The 18679-nt window shown below is 60.8% G+C and carries 20 protein-coding genes; 6 read left to right on the forward strand and 14 right to left on the reverse strand.

Translation table 11 applies throughout. The features are described 5' to 3' along the window. Positions 1–24 precede the first annotated feature (24 nt). From ACR9Y2_RS38895 to ACR9Y2_RS38915, 5 genes are all read left to right on the forward strand, one after another. Positions 25–1752, forward strand: coding sequence for a S1 RNA-binding domain-containing protein (locus ACR9Y2_RS38895; protein WP_435047316.1), 1728 nt, complete (start codon positions 25–27; stop codon positions 1750–1752). Positions 1753–1859: 107 nt separating this feature from the next. After that, complete coding sequence (locus ACR9Y2_RS38900; protein ID WP_435047317.1) at positions 1860–2459, forward strand: RNA polymerase sigma factor; 600 nt, start codon at positions 1860–1862, stop codon at positions 2457–2459. Next, a complete protein-coding gene (locus ACR9Y2_RS38905) occupies positions 2456–3379 on the forward strand; it encodes a HEAT repeat domain-containing protein (RefSeq protein WP_435047472.1) in 924 nt (307 codons plus the stop codon). Before ACR9Y2_RS38900 ends, ACR9Y2_RS38905 begins: the two co-directional genes overlap by 4 nt. Positions 3380–3381: 2 nt before the next feature. Beyond that, the gene (locus ACR9Y2_RS38910; RefSeq protein ID WP_435047318.1) at positions 3382–4545 is read left to right on the forward strand and encodes a DUF4097 family beta strand repeat-containing protein; all 1164 of its coding nucleotides are present in this window, start codon (positions 3382–3384) and stop codon (positions 4543–4545) included. A gap of 118 nt (positions 4546–4663) precedes the next feature. Continuing rightward, on the forward strand, positions 4664–5530 hold the full coding sequence (locus ACR9Y2_RS38915; RefSeq protein WP_435047319.1) for a PDZ domain-containing protein: 867 nt from the start codon (positions 4664–4666) through the stop codon (positions 5528–5530). Positions 5531–5592: 62 nt separating this feature from the next. On the opposite strand, the gene ACR9Y2_RS38920 is transcribed toward ACR9Y2_RS38915, so the two are convergent. The 14 genes from ACR9Y2_RS38920 to ACR9Y2_RS38985 all read right to left on the reverse strand — a co-directional run bounded on the left by ACR9Y2_RS38920 (position 5593) and on the right by ACR9Y2_RS38985 (position 16888). Next, positions 5593–5988, reverse strand: coding sequence for a hypothetical protein (locus tag ACR9Y2_RS38920; protein ID WP_435047320.1), 396 nt, complete (start codon positions 5986–5988; stop codon positions 5593–5595). A 64-nt stretch (positions 5989–6052) separates the two neighbouring features. Next, the gene (fliN, locus tag ACR9Y2_RS38925; protein WP_435047321.1) at positions 6053–6889 is read right to left on the reverse strand and encodes a flagellar motor switch protein FliN; all 837 of its coding nucleotides are present in this window, start codon (positions 6887–6889) and stop codon (positions 6053–6055) included. An 11-nt stretch (positions 6890–6900) separates the two neighbouring features. Further along, on the reverse strand, positions 6901–7650 hold the full coding sequence (locus ACR9Y2_RS38930) for a sigma-70 family RNA polymerase sigma factor (RefSeq protein ID WP_435047322.1): 750 nt from the start codon (positions 7648–7650) through the stop codon (positions 6901–6903). Positions 7651–7669: 19 nt separating this feature from the next. Beyond that, positions 7670–8707, reverse strand: coding sequence for a hypothetical protein (locus ACR9Y2_RS38935; RefSeq protein WP_435047323.1), 1038 nt, complete (start codon positions 8705–8707; stop codon positions 7670–7672). Between the two features lie 86 nt (positions 8708–8793). Beyond that, entirely contained in the window at positions 8794–10821 is a 2028-nt protein-coding gene (gene flhA, locus ACR9Y2_RS38940; protein WP_435047324.1) for a flagellar biosynthesis protein FlhA, read from the reverse strand. Between the two features lie 186 nt (positions 10822–11007). Next, positions 11008–12075 (reverse strand): EscU/YscU/HrcU family type III secretion system export apparatus switch protein, encoded by a 1068-nt coding sequence (locus ACR9Y2_RS38945; protein ID WP_435047325.1) that lies wholly within the window; start codon positions 12073–12075, stop codon positions 11008–11010. 9 nt (positions 12076–12084) lie between these two features. Continuing rightward, entirely contained in the window at positions 12085–12855 is a 771-nt protein-coding gene (locus ACR9Y2_RS38950) for a flagellar biosynthetic protein FliR (RefSeq protein ID WP_435047326.1), read from the reverse strand. After that, complete coding sequence (locus ACR9Y2_RS38955) at positions 12845–13114, reverse strand: flagellar biosynthetic protein FliQ (protein WP_435047327.1); 270 nt, start codon at positions 13112–13114, stop codon at positions 12845–12847. The genes ACR9Y2_RS38950 and ACR9Y2_RS38955 overlap by 11 nt, the downstream gene beginning before the upstream one ends. Positions 13115–13120: 6 nt before the next feature. Then, complete coding sequence (fliP, locus tag ACR9Y2_RS38960) at positions 13121–13843, reverse strand: flagellar type III secretion system pore protein FliP (protein WP_435047328.1); 723 nt, start codon at positions 13841–13843, stop codon at positions 13121–13123. Continuing rightward, positions 13840–14160, reverse strand: coding sequence for a flagellar biosynthetic protein FliO (locus ACR9Y2_RS38965; RefSeq protein ID WP_435047329.1), 321 nt, complete (start codon positions 14158–14160; stop codon positions 13840–13842). The genes fliP and ACR9Y2_RS38965 overlap by 4 nt, the downstream gene beginning before the upstream one ends. Before the next feature lie 2 nt (positions 14161–14162). Continuing rightward, the gene (locus ACR9Y2_RS38970) at positions 14163–14411 is read right to left on the reverse strand and encodes a FliM/FliN family flagellar motor switch protein (protein WP_435047330.1); all 249 of its coding nucleotides are present in this window, start codon (positions 14409–14411) and stop codon (positions 14163–14165) included. A 21-nt stretch (positions 14412–14432) separates the two neighbouring features. Beyond that, positions 14433–15683, reverse strand: coding sequence for a flagellar hook protein FlgE (locus ACR9Y2_RS38975; RefSeq protein ID WP_435047331.1), 1251 nt, complete (start codon positions 15681–15683; stop codon positions 14433–14435). Positions 15684–15710: 27 nt separating this feature from the next. Next, positions 15711–16028 (reverse strand): flagellar hook assembly protein FlgD, encoded by a 318-nt coding sequence (locus ACR9Y2_RS38980; RefSeq protein WP_435047332.1) that lies wholly within the window; start codon positions 16026–16028, stop codon positions 15711–15713. Further along, positions 16025–16888 carry a hypothetical protein gene (locus ACR9Y2_RS38985; protein ID WP_435047333.1) on the reverse strand — a complete coding sequence of 288 codons (864 nt, stop codon included), beginning with the start codon at positions 16886–16888 and terminating at the stop codon, positions 16025–16027. Before ACR9Y2_RS38985 ends, ACR9Y2_RS38980 begins: the two co-directional genes overlap by 4 nt. 1031 nt (positions 16889–17919) lie before the next feature. On the opposite strand from ACR9Y2_RS38985, the gene ACR9Y2_RS38990 reads away from it, so the two are divergent. Continuing rightward, entirely contained in the window at positions 17920–18669 is a 750-nt protein-coding gene (locus tag ACR9Y2_RS38990; RefSeq protein WP_435047334.1) for a flagellar hook-basal body protein, read from the forward strand. Positions 18670–18679 lie beyond the last annotated feature (10 nt).

Genomic DNA, 18679 nt, shown 5'->3' on the forward strand with positions numbered 1-18679 from the left:
AGGTATCGTCTCGCGAGTTTGTCCATGAATTCCCTCGAATCCCCACAGAACATCGACGCCACTAATCCGGTTGAACCGTCGGCCGCTACACCCGAAGAAACCAGCTTCGGGGACGTGTTACGGCAGTTCGAAGCCGAGCATCACGGCGCAGAAGGCCACGACGCGGCTATGGAAGGCACCATCGTATCGGTGTCGGAAGAAGCCATCGTCGTCAATGTCGGCCGTAAGATGGAGGGGATCCTTAAGCCCGATACCCCCGGCCTGCCCGCGAATCTGGCCCCCGGCGACGTCCTCCTGGTAAATATCAGCGGCCGTACGGATGACGGGTACTACACCCTCTCTACGATTCGCGTGGAACAGCCCAGGGACTTCACCGGTCTCCAGGCGGCCTACGAAGCCAAAGACGTCATCGCCGCCATGGTGAGCGAACTGGTGAAGGGCGGCCTGCGGGTACAGGTGGCGGACGGTGTACACGCATTCCTGCCTGCCTCGCGTAGTGGAATCCGTGAAATGAGCGACTTGGCCCGCCTCGTGGGCCAGCAGATCGAGTGCCGCATCACAAAGCTGGACGTCGCCAACCCCGATCGTCCGGACGTGGTGGTGGACCGCCGGTCTGTCCTCGAAGAGCAGTCGGCCGTGGCGAAGCAGGCCGCGCTTTCCGGCCTGAAGGAAGGGATGGTCGTCCAGGGCCGCATCCGCAGCCTGACCGACTTCGGCGCGTTCGTGGAAATCGCGCCCGGCATTGATGGGTTGCTGCATGTTACCGACATGAGCTGGCATCGCGTGGAGAAGCCGTCTTCGCTGTTTACTCCCGGCCAGTCCATCGAGACCAAGATTCTTAAGATCAATCGGGAGGCCAAGAAGATCTCCCTCGGCCTCAAGCAGTTGACGCCTGACCCCTGGTCGCAGACAATCGCCACGCTGAAGGCTGGCGACCGCGTGAAGGGCAAGGTTGTCCGCCTGGCTGATTTTGGCGCTTTCATCGAAATCGCGCCCGGCGTCGACGGTCTCATCCATCTCTCTGAGATGTCCTGGACCAAGCGCATACGCAAGCCCAGCGATGTCCTGCAAATCGGCGAAGAAGTTGAAGCCGTGGTGATTGAGATCAAGGCTGCCGACAAGCGCATTTCGCTCGGCCTCAAGCAGGCTCTCGGTAATCCCTGGGATCAGGTGGAAACCAAGTTCCCGGCGGGCACCGTGGTGGAAGCGGCGGTCACCAACTTGGCCCAGTTTGGAGCGTTTGTCGACCTCGGCGATGGAATCGAAGGCATGATCCATGTCGGCGACATCACTCGCGAAAAGCGCATTCAGCACCCTAAGGAGATGCTGAACGCAGGCCAGAAGGTTAAGGCCGTAGTGCTCGAAGTCGACAAGGAAAAGAAGCGGATCCGGCTGGGCATGAAGCAGCTGGAACCCACCTCCGCCGACACCTTTATCTCAGAACACCAGATTGCGGAACTGCTCACCGGCCGCGTGGTCGAAGTGCACAGTTCGCACGCCAAAATCGAACTCGGGGAAGGCGTCCACGCTCGCTGCAAGACGCGCGAGGACGTTGCCGCCGCTCAAGCGGCCGGTCCTTCGGCCGCCGATGTGGACGATCTCGCCGCCATGTTGGCCTCTCGCTGGAAGGGTGGAGCCTCCTCGGCAGCCGCCACCTCCAAGGACACTTTGCGCATCGGCCAGATTCGCCGCTTCCGCATTACGGCGATGGAGTCGGCCCACCGCCGGATTGAGGTCGAACTGGCGGATTGACGGAACTTAACGAGACCTTTTCTCGTCTACCTCGTCTAGACTCTTCGGGGAACGCCCCGCAAGAGGTAACGGTGAAAAGTGGAGCTTCTTTGGCGATCGAGGTCGGCATGGCCCGAACCGCCGAGTCGACATCAAGGATGGACGAGGCCGCGCTGATCCGTGCCGCTCAGGCGGGTGACCAGGATGCATTTGAGCATTTGGTCCGGAACTACGATCAGAACGTGCTACGCCTCGCAATGAATCTGTTGCGGTCCCCGGAAGACGCCTACGACGTCTATCAGGAGGCGTTTCTCCGGGTCTACCGCAACCTGCAGAGTTTCCGCTTCGATTGCAGTTTTCACACCTGGCTGTACCGCATCGTTACCAACCTCTGCCTGGATCATCTCCGCAAGAAGAAAGTACGCAAGACCGAATCCACCATCATGGAGACCGAGGACGGCCCCCTCGATCGTCTGGATTCCCTCCCCGAACAGCGTGCTCATGGCGACCCCCAACGTTCACTCCTAAGTAGAGAATTGCGCGGCAAGATTGAAGAAGCGCTCACGGGCATGACGGCCCGGGAACGCATGGTCTTCGAGATGCGGCACTATCAGGGCATGCGGTTGCGTGCCATCGGCGAAGCCTTGGGCACAACCGAGGAAGCCGCCAAGAATTGCCTGTTCCGCGCCACCCAAAAGATGCGTTCGGCATTGGGAGAATTCGTATGACCTGCGAGACTGCCCGGCAGCAACTTGTGCTCTTCGTCTACGGCGAACTGTCCTTCGATGAAGAGGAATTGGTCGAACAGCACCTTGAGTCCTGTACAGAGTGCCAGATTGAGCGTGTCCGACTGGAAGCCATGAACGCAATGTTGGAACCGGGGGAAGCCGAGATTCCCGCCGGCCTTCTGGCCCGCTGCCGCCGTGATCTGGCCGCGAAGGTTCAGGACGAACGCACGGCGCCCCGCAGGCGGATCGCCCTGGCAAGCATCTGGCGAAACTGGGTGGTCGCTCCGCCGATGTGGCTTCGACCAATTGGCGCCGTCCTTATGCTGGCACTCGGCTTTTTTGCAGCCCGCCTGGTTCCCTCCGACTCCCCCGTCCTTTCCCATATGGGTTCTTCCAGTGACACCGCTCCGATGGTAAGCCGTGTGCGCTATGTGGATCCGGGCGAATCCGGGCGAGTTCGGGTCATGTTCGATGAAACCCACCAGCGTGAAGTCAGCGGTGATGTCAAGGATGCGAATATCCGGCGACTCCTGTTGGCGGCTGCGGTGGACCCCGGCGATCCCGGCCTGCGCGTCGAATCCATCGATATACTGAAGCGTCAATGTTCTGACGACGAGGTCCGGCGCGCGTTGCTCAACGCGTTGCGGGGCGATCCCAACGCTGGGGTCCGGTTGAAAGCGCTTGAAGGCCTCAAAGCCTACGCACAGGATCCGGAGACCCGCAAGGTTCTGTCCCAGGTTCTGCTTTCGGACGACAACCCGGGCGTGCGCACCCAGGCCATCGATCTGTTGGTTCAGAACAAAGAGCCGGAAGTGGCCGGAGTATTGCAGGAACTCCTTCGCCGTGAAGAGAATAGCTACGTCCGATCAAGAAGCCAGAAGGCTCTGACCGAGATGAGGGCTTCTGTCGGTACCTTCTAGTCATGCGGCATCTGCTTCCGATCCTGGTGCTAACCGGCCTCTCCGGTCATGCACAGGAATCGGCCTGGAGTTCTGATCCTTCCGGCTGGAGCCGCACGAGCGTCGGATCTGCCTGCCGGCAAACCTCAAAGCTCAAGGTCGTCACCCAGGGGCGCTTGACCGTCCTCACGGACGATCGCCGCGACGTGGGCTTCAAATGGACCTGCAAGACGGCCGGCGGGTCCCAACCGGAAGCTGAACGTAAGATTCAGGTGGCTCGCCTCCGGGCGCATGAACAGGGCGGCGTTTGCGTCTTGGTGGCCACCGCGCCGGATGGACCGGTAATCACCTCCGAACTGGTCGTCACCATACCGCGCACCATGCGCCAGGTATACATGGAGAGTCGTAACGGCTCGATGAGCGGCAAATACCTGAAAGGTGAGATTGAGGCGGTCACCGCAGCCGGAAACGTCGACATGGATGACATCGATGGCAACGTCATTGCCCGCACTGGTGGTGGATGCCTTACTTTTTCGTCTGTCACCGGTAGCATTCGTGGCCTGTCCGGCGGGGGCTGCATCAAAGTCGGCAAAGTAGGCAAAGAAGCGGTGCTGGAGTCTGCCGGTGGCGAGATTCTGGTGGAGGAAGCGGCAAGTTGGCTGCGGCTGTCCACAGCTGGCAATATTCATGTCGGCAAGGTAGCCGAATCGGTATTCGCACACACTTCCGCAGGCCTGATCGAGGTCGAACAGGCCGGAGGCGTCGTCACAGCCGAGACCGGCGGCGGCACTATCCAGATCGGCAGTGCCCGCGGCGTCCGTTGTGAATCCGGCGGCGGCACCATTCGCTTGAAAAGCGTTTCCGGAGCTCTCCGGGCCGCTACAGCAAGCGGCAATATCTACGCCACACTCGCTCCCGGCCTGATGATCGAAAACTCTTTTCTTGCAACCTCCAGGGGTGACATTACGGTTTCGGTTCCGTCTAAAATGCCAGTGACGGTCAAAGCGCTGAATGAGTCATCGACCTGGCTTGGTCGTGTGGTTTCCGACTTTCCGGAGATCCAGATCCAGCCCTCCCAGGTTGGACGCAGCCGCACAGTACTGGCGCAAGGCTCGCTGAACGGTGGCGGCCCGGTATTGATGCTCTCCGCGACAAACGGGGCGATTTTTCTTCGGCGTATGAAGTAGCAGGATTTGGCGGTAGCCGGCGCGCCGCTGATTCCACTTGAACCGCGCACTTGCCGTCCCGGCTTCGACCGGGACGAAGCGCTCCGGGATCGCCCGGAAGCAAGAAGGGAATAGTGACATGCAGTGGGATTTTCAAATTGCCTCGAAGCTCACCCGGATCGTTCTTCTATCAACCTCCGCGGTGATTCTCTCCGCTCAGACGCCCGCGCCGGCGGCCTCGAACGGACCTGAAATAGTCAAGATCTACGGAATGGGCGGTAGTTTCCTGGGTGTTGGTGTCCAGGAGATCAAAACGGAGCGCAGCAAGTCCTTGAAGTTGAAGGACGAGTACGGGGTTGAGATCACTCGCGTCGACGACGAGAGCCCCGCCGCCAAGGCTGGTTTGAGAGTCCACGATGTGGTGCTCGAGTACAACGGACAACGCGTGGAAGGCACTGAACAGTTCGTCCGGTTCGTCCGCGAAACACCGGCGGGCCGGACCGTGAAACTGACCATCAACCGCGCGGGCTCGAATCAGACTCTGGCCGCTACAATCGGCTCCCGGAAATCATCCATCTCCAGCGTGGCTCCCTTGGAGAGCTTTCGCGTTGAACTGCCCAGGGAAATGTCGATGCCAGATATTCCGAAGGCCATGATGTCCTGGCGCAGCACCATGTTGGGCGTCGAGGCGGAGTCTCTCGGTGAATCGCAACTGGCGACGTACTTCGGGGTCAAGGAAGGCGTCCTCGTGCGATCGGTCATGAAGAGTACCGCCGCCGAGAAGGCAGGAATCAAGGCGGGCGACGTGCTGATGAAGGTCAACGAAACCCGGGTAACCTCCCCGCGCGACGTCACGAATGCCATCCGGGCCGCCCGGACGAATTCGCGCCAATCCTACCCTGTCCTGCTAATGCGGGAAAAGAAGGAGCTTACGCTGACGGTCGCCGTGGATGAGGAGAGCAGCGATCGGACTGGACCTCGCGGCCAGGCAATCAGCGTCCGCTAATTGGATCCGCCTGGTTGGGTAGCCGGGCGGCTCACTTCTCTTCTATTGGCTCAATCCCCGGTTCAGGCTTGATCGATGACGGCGCGGTGCACTTTCAGCAGGAGTTCCACTTCACTGCGCGGAACCTGCAACGTGGCGGCGATCTGCTCGATCGTCTCTCCCCGGCGGTGCATGCGCAGGGCTTGCCCCCGTTTGTTGATATTCATCGATGCGGTGGGCAACGGGGGTAGCATCAAAGGCGCTTCAGCGGCTTCTCCGGCTTCCTGGAGAGCGACTTCCAGACGGCTGAGTGAGGATTGAAATGCGATCATGGCCGCATCCCTCTGGCGCCGCTCCGCGGCCAGTTCATGGCGCAAGTCCGCATTCTCCTTCTTCACGGACACGAAGAGAAAGAGAGAGAGCGACAAGCCCACAGCGAGTAGAAAGTAGTAGCTAATCGGGTGAATGATCCAGTCCATGGCCAACCCCATCCGTATAACGGCTGCTGAAGTTCAAATCTTTAGCCTTGGCATCGACAATCCGCTAGAACAAAGTGCGAAGACGCTCATCCCGACTGATGATCTCCTTGATGCGGACACCGTAGTTCCCTTCGACGACAACGACCTCTCCACGCGCGATAACACAATTATTTACAATAATTTCCACAGGCTCCGCGACCGACCGGTTCAATTCAACAATGCTGCCAGTGGTAAGTTTAATCGCATCCTTCAACCTCATCTGGGCGCGGCCGAACGACACGCCCACAGGGAGTTCCACTTCCATTAACAGATCGAGGGTTCGCGACGGCCGACCGGTGCCTGGTCTCGCCGGGAGTTTTGGCGCAGGCTCCGGCTCCGGTTCGGACGATCCCGCAGCAGCAGTCAGGCACTGAACCAGATCATGGTTCGCGGTGATCCAGCCGCACCCCAATTCGCCCAGATCCGTACGGACGGTCACGGCCTGCCATTCCAAGCCTGCCGGAATCGCATCCCGCTGATCTCCGGCCAGCAGGGAGATTTCCCGGCTCAAACGGCCGCCCACACTTCTGCCGATTGGGGCCAGCGACTGCTGCAGTACCTCCAGGAAGGTGCTGCGTGCCTCCGACACGTCCGCGGCTGCCCCATCCTCGCCCGAGAGTCCAGCCGATTCAAGGACCTGCCGGCCAACCGCCAGCCAGATTGACTCCGGCAGCCAGACCCAAACCGCGGATTCATCGCTAGCGTCCAGCAGTTGCCGCCAGATTAGGGCGGAGGCCGGCAATTCCTGCGGATGATCACGCTTCACCCCAAAGGCCTGGGCCGATGATCCGGTCATTGCGCCAATCGCCGGACCAATACCCTGTGCCCATTCTCTAGCCAGCCACTCTGAAATCTCAGCCATAGCGGCCCTTCTCAGATCCCTCTCTCAGTCGGCCACTTCTTTCGGAGAAACGTGCGGAGCCGGATGATGGCCTGTGTCTTCAGCTGCGAAACCCGGGACTCATGCAGATTCACCACGCGCGAGATCTCCCGCAGTGTGAGTTCCTCGTGATAGTAGAGGCTGATCACGGTTCGCTCAATGTACGGCATCCGCGATATTGCCTGCGTCAGGATCTTCCGCAACTCGCTTCGTTCGAGTACCCGCGAGGGCCAGTCTGCTTCCTTGTCGGAGACAAAGCGCAGCAGATCGCGGCCTTCTTCCTCCCCCGGATGGCCCTCCAGGCTGCCGATATTCAGTCCCCGGATCTCTACCAACCACTCGTGGTACTCCTCCAGTTCAACGCCCATCGCCGCAGCGATCTCTTCCTCACTGGGCGCTCGCTGCAACTCCTGTTCCAACTCCGCGATGGCCAACTCGATCTGCTTGCTACGGCGCCTCTGCTGGCGCGGTGCCCAATCCAGCCCCCGCAGACTGTCCAGAATCGCACCCCGAATCTTATACTCGGCGTAGGTTTTCAGCTTGACGTTGTGATTGGGATCAAAGCGATCGATAGCGGAGATCAGGCCGACTATGCCGGTCGAGATGAGGTCGTCGAGGCTAACGCTTTCCGGAAGCCGCTCGTGGATCCTGCGGGCAATCAGCCGTACCTGAGGCAGGTGCTCCAGAATCATTTGCTCACGATCTTCGCCGCAGATGACGGCAGACTTGGTATAGGGGTTCATCTCTGATTACCTCGTAACATCAGGCGTTTGCAGCTCTGGCCGTGCTCCCGAAGAGCATCCGCATCAGGAGGGGCTTCGACGCCACCTCCAGATCCTCAGGCACCCGCTGTCCGAAGCTCAGGCAGGAGATGGGCAATCCCGCCGATATGGCAAATCCCATCCAGCCACCATGGAAGGTGGTCTCGTCCGTATGCGTGAAGATCAGTTTGACTGGCTGGAGCTGGCTCCAACGGCGCCAAGCCCGCATCAGGTCTTCGTAACGGGCTGTGGCTGGGAGGACGAGGTGAATCTCAACTTCCGGATGTCCGGCGAAAGCCCGGCTCCACTCCTCGAAGCAATCCTGGTCGTTCGGCCCGCAGCCCGGCGTATCGATGAAAACAACCTCCTTGTGCCGTTGCTCCACCAATAATCTCGAAAGAGAACCCGGGGTCTCCGCTAAAGCGAATGGAAGCCCGAGGATAGCGGCATAGGCGCGCAATTGCTCAGCAGCGGCGACACGGTAGCAGTCCGTGCTGAGAATTACCGAGGGGGCGCGGCTCGACACGCCGTATCGCATCGCCAGCTTCGCCAGGGTGGTGGTCTTGCCGGCCCCGGGTGGGCCGACCAAGGCAATAACGCGGCGTCCACCGGCTGCCCCCCCAGGACCAGGGCTGACCGCCAACATGCTCTCCAGTTCGGCGGCAATACCGCGGCGAACTCGCACCTCACCCGCCTGATCCTGACTCTGGCGCAGTCCCAGCCGCCGCTCGACGCGTTCCAGTACCTCGCCCACCAGCGCCTGCGGGAATCCGGACGCTTCGAGTTGGGCCGCCGCCATTTGCAGCTCCGGCATGTATGAGAAGCTCGGCAGATGGGAGGCCAGGCTGCGCACCAGCACAGACAGCCGGCCAATCTCCGACTGGAGCGCCTCCAATCCGGCCTGCTCTGGCTCCAAGCGTGGCGCCTGCACCAGGCCGGGCGCTTCCGGCGCCGGACCGGCACTGATGGACTCTGACTCCACGGTGACCGCGTACGGGCCCAGTTGGCGGTTTCCACCGGTATTTAGGCCCGCCTCCACCAGAAGGGTTTCCTCCCCGAGTTCCTGACGCGCCTGCGCAACAGCAGACTCAACGCTATTTCCGTAGTATGTTCTGCGGCTTGACATCATTTGGCGCCTCTCAGTACGCCCAGTGAAACGACCTTCGTCCCCGGCGGAACCTCACCATGCGAAAGGACCGTGATCTGCGGATGGTTGGCCTCCAGCATCTGCCTCACGAACGAACGTGAACCGGCACTGGCCAACATTGCCCACCCCGACTGGCCAGAGTTCACAGCTGAGCGGGCAGCCTCCAACAGTTCGCCCACCTTCTGCGGCGGAAGGTTCAGGTGTGACGTGCTCTCCCCGTGCTCCACCGCCTGCTCGATCGTGCGCTCCAGGTCAGGGTCCAGGAAAAACACGGGCAATTCGCCGTTGGCATTCAGGTGCGGCTTAACCAGGGAACGCCGCAGCGACTGCCGTACGAACTCCGTCAGAAGCAGCGGATTGCGCGTCACTGCGGCGGCTTCGCCGAGGCTCTCGAGGACAGTATTGGCGTCCTTAACTGAAACCCGCTCCCGCAGGAGGTTCTGGAACACCCGCTGCACGGTGGGCAGTGGCAGGAGCTTCGGAACGAGGTCATCTACCACTCTCGGGTTCTCCTCGGAAACGCGGTCCAGCACTTTCTTCGCATCCTGCCGGGAGAAGATCTCATGACAGTGGCGCCGCACAAGCTCGGAGAGATGTGTGGTCATTACGCTCAGTGGATCCACCACCGTGCAGCCGGCCGACCGCGCCCTGTCGGACTGTTCAGAGCTGATCCAGACCGCTGGAATCCCAAAGGCAGGATCCTTCGTGGGCATCCCCTGCACCGGCACTGATCCCGTCGGAGGGGGTATCGCCAGGTCGCAGCCTTGCGGCAGCTCGCATCTGGCGATCTCCGCGCCCTTCAGCAGGACGACGTACTCGCGCACCTTGAGCGTGAGGTTGTCCGTGACGCGCACAGGAGGCAGGATGTATCCGAGTTCGGACGCGAGTTGACGCCGCAACCCCGCGATGCGGCGCAGCAGCGGCGAATTCTCAGCGCCCTCCACCATCTTCACCAGCCCGAGTCCCACCTCCACCGAAAGCGGTTCCACCTTCATCAGCGATTCAATGCTGTCCTTCGCGGCCTGCGGCTGCGGCACCGGATTGACGGAAACAGCTGTCAATTGCTTCAGCCTGATCCGATAGCCCGTATAGCCCACCCCGCTCGCCAACAGGACGAATGGAATCTTCGGCAGCCCTGGGAAGAGAGCCATTGCGAAAAGGACACCAGCGGCGAGCAGCAACGGCTGGTACGCCCCGAACATCTGTTTCTTGAAGTCCGCGCCCATCTCCTGTTCGGAACTCGCCCGGGTGACGATCAGGCCGCCGGAGATCGAGATCATGAGCGCCGGAATCACCGTGACCAGGCCGTCGCCGATCGTCAGCACGGTGTAGGTTTCCAAGGCCTGCGCCATACGCATGTTGTGCTGCAACACGCCGATCAGAAAGCCGGCAATGATGTTGATGCTCGTGATGAGGATACTGGCAACAGCATCGCGCTGCGTGAAGCGGGTGGCGCCGTCCATTGCCCCGTAGAACTCTGCCTCCGCGGAGAGCGATTTCCTGCGCGCCTTGGCTTCTGCTTCATTGATCAGTCCGCCGTTGAGATCGGCATCGATGGACATCTGCTTCCCGGGCAGAGCATCAAGCGTGAACCGTGCCGTCACCTCCGAAATGCGGACCGCACCATGATTGATCACAACGTACTGGATCGCGATCAGCACGAGAAAAATGACAATGCCGATCACGAAGTTGCCGCCCACCACAAAGTTGCCGAACGATTCGATCACCTCACCGGCGGCCGAGGTCCCCTTGCTGCCATTCAGCAGGATCAGCCGGGAGCTCGACACGTTCAGGGCCAGGCGGAACAATGTCATCAGCAGCAAGGTGGTGGGAAAAACGCTGAAGTCCGCTGGTCGGCGGATGTACATCGATACGAGCAGAACAATGGTTGAGAGTGTGATGTTGGCGCTGATCAGGATATCCAGCAGAAATGCCGGAAGCGGCGTGATCATGGCCATCAGGATGCCAAGCACCGCGATGGGCACGGCCACCTCGGCTCTGACCATCTCGCGCCAGTTCAGGCCCAGCCCGGATTGAGAACCCGGCGCGCTTGCGGGCTGATTGCCCGGTTGCCTCTGTCGCCCGGGCAGAGACGGGGGTGGGTGGGCAACACTGCTGGCGGATGTCGGCAATACCGGTGCGGTCATTGTTTTGCGTTACTCTCTCGCCGGGGATTCCGGCCGTGCAGGCGTCTACGCGCCGGGTCGTCGTCCGCCCATCAGCCGGAAGACGTAAGCCAGTACTTCTGCCACCGCACGGTACAGGTGCGCCGGAATCTCCTGGCCAACCTCCACGTGCTTATACAGTGCTTGCGCCAGCGGAGGATTCTCAATCACAGGCACCTTGCAGGCCAGGGCTTTGTCCCTGATGCGGAGCGCCAGGAAGTTTTTGCCCTTCGCAACCACCTTCGGGGTTGCCATGCTCTGCAATTCGTACCGCAGCGCCACAGCGAAATGAGTCGGGTTGACGATTACTGCCGTGGCCGTCGGCACCTCCGACATCATCCGCCGGCGAAGCAACTCGCGCCGCATCCGGCGAATCTTCATCTTGACTTCGGGATTGCCCTCATTCTGTTTGAACTCCTCCTTAATCTCCTGTTTGGTCATCCTGAGATCGCGCTGAAAACGCTGGCGCTGGCGGAATAGGTCGACGGTGCCCCACACGAGAAAGACGCCGGATGCCTTCCACAGCAGATCGGACAGCGAACTGCCTACAACTCTGATTCCACTGGTTAAGCTCATCAGCGGCAATCGCAGAAACTCTTCCAGGCAGCCGGCCACAACGAGCCATAGAATGGTCAGCATCACCGGCAGCAGGACAATGGCCTCGACCATTGCGCGTTGATTGCGGCCCGGCAATTCCCGCAGATTATTGATGGGATTCAGCCGGCTCAGGTCGGGCGCCAGCTTGGACGGAGCGAACCCGAAGCTGGTGCTGGCCAATTGGGTCATCAGACTGGCGCCCATCAACGCCCCGCCCATCGCTAGCACCAGAAACCCCAGGGGAGCGATGTGATTCTGAACGGCCGCAATCACTACTTGCCGGTTGAGCTCCCAATCGCACGTGCTGCTCAACACAGACCGCATGCCTGTCTGCACAGAAGGCCACCACGATTCAACGAGCCCCGTGAGCAGCGCTGTGAACACCGCGAACTGCACTGCGGCCACAAACTCGCGGCTCACCGGGAACCGGCCCTCGGTGCGCGATTTCTTCAGGCGCTGCTCAGTCGGCTTCTCTGTACGCTGGTCACGATCGGACATCAAGCCTCCTTACCGGATCAGCGCTCCAAGCAGGGCGCGCACCTGATCCAGTCCTGACTGGAACAGCAGCGGAGCCAGCGAGACAAGCGTGGCCAGCGCGGCCAGCGACCCTAGCATCTTCACCGGAAAAGCGAGCGACAGCAGCTGCAACTGAGACTGGATCCGGCCCAACAGAGCCAGAGTGACATCGGCCAACAGCAGGAGGGCCGCGATCGGAAGCGCCAGCCGCAAGCCGAGTTCCATCATCATCGATCCTGCGGTCACCACAACCCTGGCCGCGGACCAGGTCAGGTCAACATGGCCTGGCGGCCACTCGCGCAAGCTATTCGCAAACGCCATTAGGACCAACCTGTCCCCGCCTGCGGTGAAGAACAGCAGATTCGACATCAACTGCGCGACAATCTGGAGCACGCTGCTGTCGGCCTCGCTGTTTGGGTCAATCGTAGAGGCGTAGGAGAAGCCGGCCTGCACCGACACGGCTTGGACCGTGAAGACGAGCATGTCGGAGAGGAACGCCACCAGCAGACCGACGGCCAGCCCGAAGATCATCTCTCCCACAAGCCAGAGAATGTAGACGGCAGGGCCGAACTCCGAAGCGTTGTAGCGAGGCCACATCGGGAAGAGCGATACGCAGATTGCACAAATCAGGAATGCTCTTGTAAGTTCCGGTGCAGCCTTGACGCCCGGGATCGGAACGAATAGCAAAGCGGAGCCCAGACGCGCCACCACCAGCAGGAAGCCCAGGACAGTCGAAATTTCGAAGTGGAATTCAGCGGGCATACCGGCTAAAGTCACTGAACAGGCCGACGGTATAGCTGCAGAGGCGCATCAGCATCCAGGGCAGGAAAAGCACTATGCCGGCCAGGAAGGCGACCAGGCGCGGCACACTGCCAAAGGCGGGATCCTGTACAGAAGTCACGATCTGGAGCAGGCTGATGACAATCCCGGCCACGAATCCGATGGCGAGCAAAGGCAGGCTCAGCCAAAACGCCGCCATCAACGCCTGGCGAATAACATCCACCACTACTTGGGAGTTCATACATCCTCAACTGAAGCTACGCATCAGGGAACCAACGACGAGGTTCCAGCCATCCACCAGGACGAAGAGCAGGATCTTGAATGGAGCCGAGACCATCACAGGTGGCAACTGCACCATCCCAATGGATAAGGTCACGGAAGCAATGACAATGTCGATGATAAGGAAGGGCAGGAACAGCACGGCGCCAATCTGGAACCCGGTTTTCAGCTCCGAGAGAACATAGGCCGGCGCCAGGACACCCAGGTCCAGCTCGCTGGCCGAGCGAGGGGGCGGCGTCTTCGTGATCTCGAGCAGCAGGGCGATGTCTTTCTCCCGCACAAACCGGATGAGGAACTTCTTCAGAGGCTTCGACCCGTTCTCCCACGCCTCTGCCCGCGTAACCTGGCCCTGCTCCAGTGGCAGCCAGCCAGTCTGATACACCTCCACTAGCACAGGCCGCATGAGAAGCAGAGACAGGAAAAGGGCCAGGCCTACGACCACTTGGTTCGAAGGAATCGTCTGCGTACCGAGTGCCTGCCTCAGGAAATGCAGCACCACTGTGATCCGCAGGAACGGAGTGACTGACACGAGCAGAGCCGGTAGCACAGTCAGTGCCGTCATCATGACGAGGATCTGCAGGGGAACCGTCAATGCCTCCCCGCTTTTCAGGCCGCCAGGAAATGCGCCCGCGGACCCCGATGGCGCGGCGCTGAGCGGAACGGCCAGCATACCGATGAGACAGGCCTTCATTCCGCTCCTCCCTGCGCCAACTGCTCGCGCGTAGCCCGGACGAGAACATCCTGGAAATTTGCCGCCACTGCCCCTTCGAAGGCCACCCCCATCGGATGCGTCCCGACCAGGATGGTGTTACTTCCAACCCTGACCAGGTGCAACGTGTGTTGCCCAGTCAACGGGAGTCTCTCCAGGACGGTGAGTTGGCGTTGGTCGTCCTTCCTGGACGCCGGCCATCGAAATGGCCGCCCCTGCTTCCGGCGGATCGCCCACGCGGCAGCCAGCGCAATACACAGAACAAATCCGACAGCCAGCAACTGATCAGCGAGTGGCACGTCTACTCCTCCACATTGAAATCCGTGATTCGGACGCCCATCGTGTCCTCGATGATGACGATCTCTCCGAAACCAACGAGGGCGCCGCAGATCACAATGTCGATGTTCTCGCCGGCGGAACGAGGCATCCTGATCACACTTCCGACCTCGAGATCCAATACCTCTCGCAGGGTCATCATCCGCCGGGCGAGCTCCACCTCGACATCCAGGGGAACGTTGGACAACGGCTTGATCTGTTGAAGGCTGGTCATTGGCAAAGGCCGGAGAGAGGCCTATCGCTTCAAGTTGATGGTGTCCTGGCTGATTTCGTCAACTGCGGTCACAACCTTCGCATTCGCCTGGTAACCACGCTGCAGAACAATCAGATTCGTGAACTCCTTGGCAATGTCCACGGTGGAATACTCAACGGCGCCGCCCATGATCTTGCCGCGGCCGCCCGTGTCAGGCAGTCCCACGGCCGGAAGCGCCGTCCGGGCGCTGAGCTGATAGTTGTTGTTGCCAACCGCGATCATCGATTCAGGATTCCGGATCGAAGCCATGGCCAGTTGGCCCACGGCCACTTGCTGCCCGTTGGAATATTGCGCCAGAACACGTCCACCGTCTCCAATGCCAACCCGCACCAGCTGCGCGGCAGCGAATCCATCCTGCGAGTTTGCCGAAACCGCGGAAGCCTCGGAAAACTGAGTGAGCCGCGGCGCAGCCCCACTGTAGAGGCTCCAGGAAATGGACAGATCCGCGGCGCCATTACTCAGCCCCGTCACCACCAACCCGGGCTTGGGGTCGGTCACCAGAGGAGCGCTCATCTTACCCAGAGAGTCAAATTGAACCGTCCCCGTCACAGCGGTGAAAGGAGGAGTCGTCAGATCAGCGTCAGGCACTGACATCCCATAAGTCCACTCCCCTGGATTGGCTGTCTTGGTGAAGGTGGTGGAGACTGTGTGCGATTCACCCAGTGAGTCGAACACCTCAATCGATGTGGAGAACGTCGTCGCCGGCGGACCCGCGGTGGCGGATGCATCCAGGTTCAAGTCGAACGAGATGCCAGTGGTCGCCACGGGCGCTCGCAAGGTGCCTACCGGAACGCTTACATCCGTCGGAGGCTGCGTCGTGTCCAGTACGCCGTTCACCTCGTTCCAGCCCTGCAGCCGGAATCCTGTCGCCGTCACCAGGCTGCCTGCCTTATTGACCTGAAGATTCCCGCCCCTCGTGTACAGGACGCTGTCCGAGTTCGGATCACGTACGACCAGAAAACCGTCACCCTGAATGGCCACATCCAGCGGTCCAGAACTGGCCTGGATAGCGCCCTGCGAGAACTGGCGGATGGTGGTGGGCCGGGCCACGCCAAAGCCGACTTGGGTCTCACCCAATCCCGCCCCCAGCGACTGTGTGACCAGATCACTGAATGCGACCACACTGGCTTTGTAGCCCGGCGTGTTCAGATTCGCCAGGTTATTGCCAACCACGTCGATCGCCGTGGTATGCGCGCCTAAAGCGCTGAGCGCCGTCGAAAATGAAGTAAACATCTTTCTCCTCTGTGGTACGTCCGCGGCCTAAGGCTGATCTGTGTCCTGCCCGGCGGCGTCAACGGCCGGAATCAGTGCGTCGCGAATTGCCGCCAGATCCTGACTCATCGACAGCGACTGTTCAAGCTCTGTGAACTGCGCCAACTGCGCAACGAACTCAACGCCGTCGGCGGGGCTCATCGGGTTCTGATTTTTCAGCTGAGCGACCAGCAACTGCAGGAAAACATCCTTGCTGGCCAGGTCATCCTGCCCGGCCGCGGCCGTCTTGGCCGGTGAATCGCTTTTGTCTGTCGCGTTGATGTCAGCCCACAGCTGCGGGCCGTAAATGTTGGTAACCGTGCTCATCTCAATGCTCCTTTGTTCGCCAGCCGTCTCAGCGCGATGGCGTTCAAGAGATCCTCATTCCGATCAGCCCAGGTGGAAGACCGCTCACCGGATGAATCGCCGGTGCCCGCGCCGAACTCCATTTGTGCCCCTCGCACCTGGGACGTCGCCGCCTCGCTTCGGGGGCTGATCTCCTGCCCGGTTCGCGTATCGGGTGCAATGCGATCCAGCGGCCCGGAAAGCCGCTCCGCCACCGGATGAAATTCACTACTCCACCCGGCTGCCTGCAGCCGCCCCTCGAGGGCGTGGCTGTTCGCGTTCAGTGAGTCGGCAAGGGAGGCATCCAGGGTACGTATGGAAACCCGCACCCCGCCGCCCGACTCCACAAAGCGCAAGTTGATTCCGCTTCCGGACTCGTCGTCCATCTGGATCTGAACGCTCTGCACAAGAGGCGTTTCGATATCGCTTGAGGTGGTTCGATCCGGTGCGGAGGCGCCGCTCGCGGTGTTGCTTCGTGGTGCGCGGATCTCGCGCTCAACGGGGAGCTTCTGCTCTGCGCCTGGTGTACCCGGAAGACCGCTACTCCCACCTGGCTGGAATTCAGGACGCGTGTGGCTCAGTTCGCTCAAAGGCACAGGTTCGGTCGTTTTGCGAACCGTTTGCCGAGCTTCCGCCTCCCCAGCCCCAGATTCGTCGGGGCGATCCGCCCCCCGATCCCAGTTCTGGCTCGGATAGTCACCTCTCTCCACAGGCCCGACGATACTCGCAGATGTCTGCTTGAGATTGCGCGCCTCTGGAAGAAAGCTCTTGGTATCCAGGATCGACGGCTCGCGCTGGGCGCTCCCTGCGATGGACTGATCCTTTTGGTGAGCCGCCGCCACACGCGGCAGGGCAAGTGCCGGCGCCGGGTCCTGGACCGTCCCTGCGATGCGATATGGGAATTGCGAGAGAGGTGCGACGGGCTTCTCAGGCCGGGCAGGATGAGCCCGCATTTCTCCTCTCATGACCTCAGGGGGGAGAGCGGCGCGCTCGATCCCCATTGGAAGGTGTTTCTGCACCGGAACGCCGGAATCCTCTAAGCCATCGCTCCCCGCCATGGCGGAGGGGATGCCACTCGCTGCCTGCGCCAGACGCTCCGATTGGGATTCAAGCGAATCGGGCGGCGAACTCAACGGCGCATCCGGCTTGATCGAATCGGTGAACGGTAGCACCAGTTGAGGGCTGACTGCCCCTGCCTGCGAGGCCATTGGAGGACAGGCATCCTGCTCATCCTGGCGTTCCGTTTCGGACAGGGAGCCATTCGAAGCTGCGATTGGATCCTCCGGCAATTCCGCACTGGGCGGCAAAGCGAAAGTCAGGGGATGCTCTGCTGGTGTCGCGAAGGCGGCTGGAGGATACAGGTTGAGTCCTGCTAGGGGATCTGACTCTCGAGAAGCCCCCTGCTCCGCCGCCGGGTCAGGCCGATCCTGATTCTCTTCACCGCACTTCCGCGCAAATGAGGGGGCGCCCTCCAAAGCACCGGTGGCAGGCTGTTGACTTGAGCAACCAGTGTTGTCTACCCCGAAACTTTCAATCAAAGCCGAAATGAATGCCCCAAGTTCCTCAGTCGTTTGCGAGGGCAACGCAGATGCCCCCGGAGCATTCCTGGCGTCATGGATCGAGATGGGGTTGATCAGAGGGGCTGCAGAGCTGAAGGCGATCGCATTCACGCAAGTCAATCATGCATTCTGAAGGCCATCCGCAAGAGCCCTCCACATCAATAGGTTGCATTTTCCCTAATTGAAACGGTGTGCCGAATTGGCATCTCGCGGAGTACAGGTTTGTTCCGCTTTGGATTCCTCATCGGCATTTCCAGACGAAATTCCCGGTTTTTTCTGGACCTGCAATTGCTCAGGTATTCATCGAGTCTCCAATGGACCCACTCACCACAACTGCAGCAGCGGGGATGCGTTCTCGCCTCGAAACGCTCGACCTCCTGTCCAATAATCTCGCCAACGTCTCGACTCCCGGATTCAAGGCGGATCGCGAAGCGTATTCCCTCTATATGGCGGAGGAAAGCCTGCTCGCGGCAGAGGCTGGCGGAATTCCCCAGGTCAGCGCTCCCGTGATTGAGACGAATCGCACCGACTATTCACAAGGACTCTTGACCTCTACAGGCAACAGCACTGACCTCGCCCTTTCGGGACCCGGCTTCTTCCAGGTGGATGGGCCCAATGGTACGCTGCTGACACGCAACGGCCGGCTGCAGGTGGCTCGCAACGGCCAACTGACAACTGTGGACGGGTACGAACTCTCCACACTGGAACCACGCCGCATCCGGTTGAACCCGGACGCGCCGTTCTCGGTCGATCCCGACGGCACTGTCCGTCAGGACGGCGCAGCCATGGGCCGTCTCAAGCTCGTAAATCTCCATCCTCAGACTCAGGCCGCACGCCGGGAGGGTCTCTACTTTTCGCTGGATGGCGGTGGATCGCAGGGCCTCACCCCGGCCAGCGCCGAAGTCCGGCAAGGCAGCCTCGAGGCATCCAACTACTCCGCTGCCGAGGCGGCCGTCAAGCTCGTCGGAGTACTCAGGCAATTCGAGGCGCTGCAACGTGCCAGCCAGCTCGGTGCTGAGATGAGCCGCCGCGCCGTAGAAGAGGTCGCCCGCGTCACCGCTTAGCTAATAAGGA

The organism is Paludibaculum fermentans, assembly GCF_051172195.1.
Taxonomy (GTDB): Bacteria; Acidobacteriota; Terriglobia; order Bryobacterales; family Bryobacteraceae; genus Paludibaculum; species Paludibaculum fermentans_A.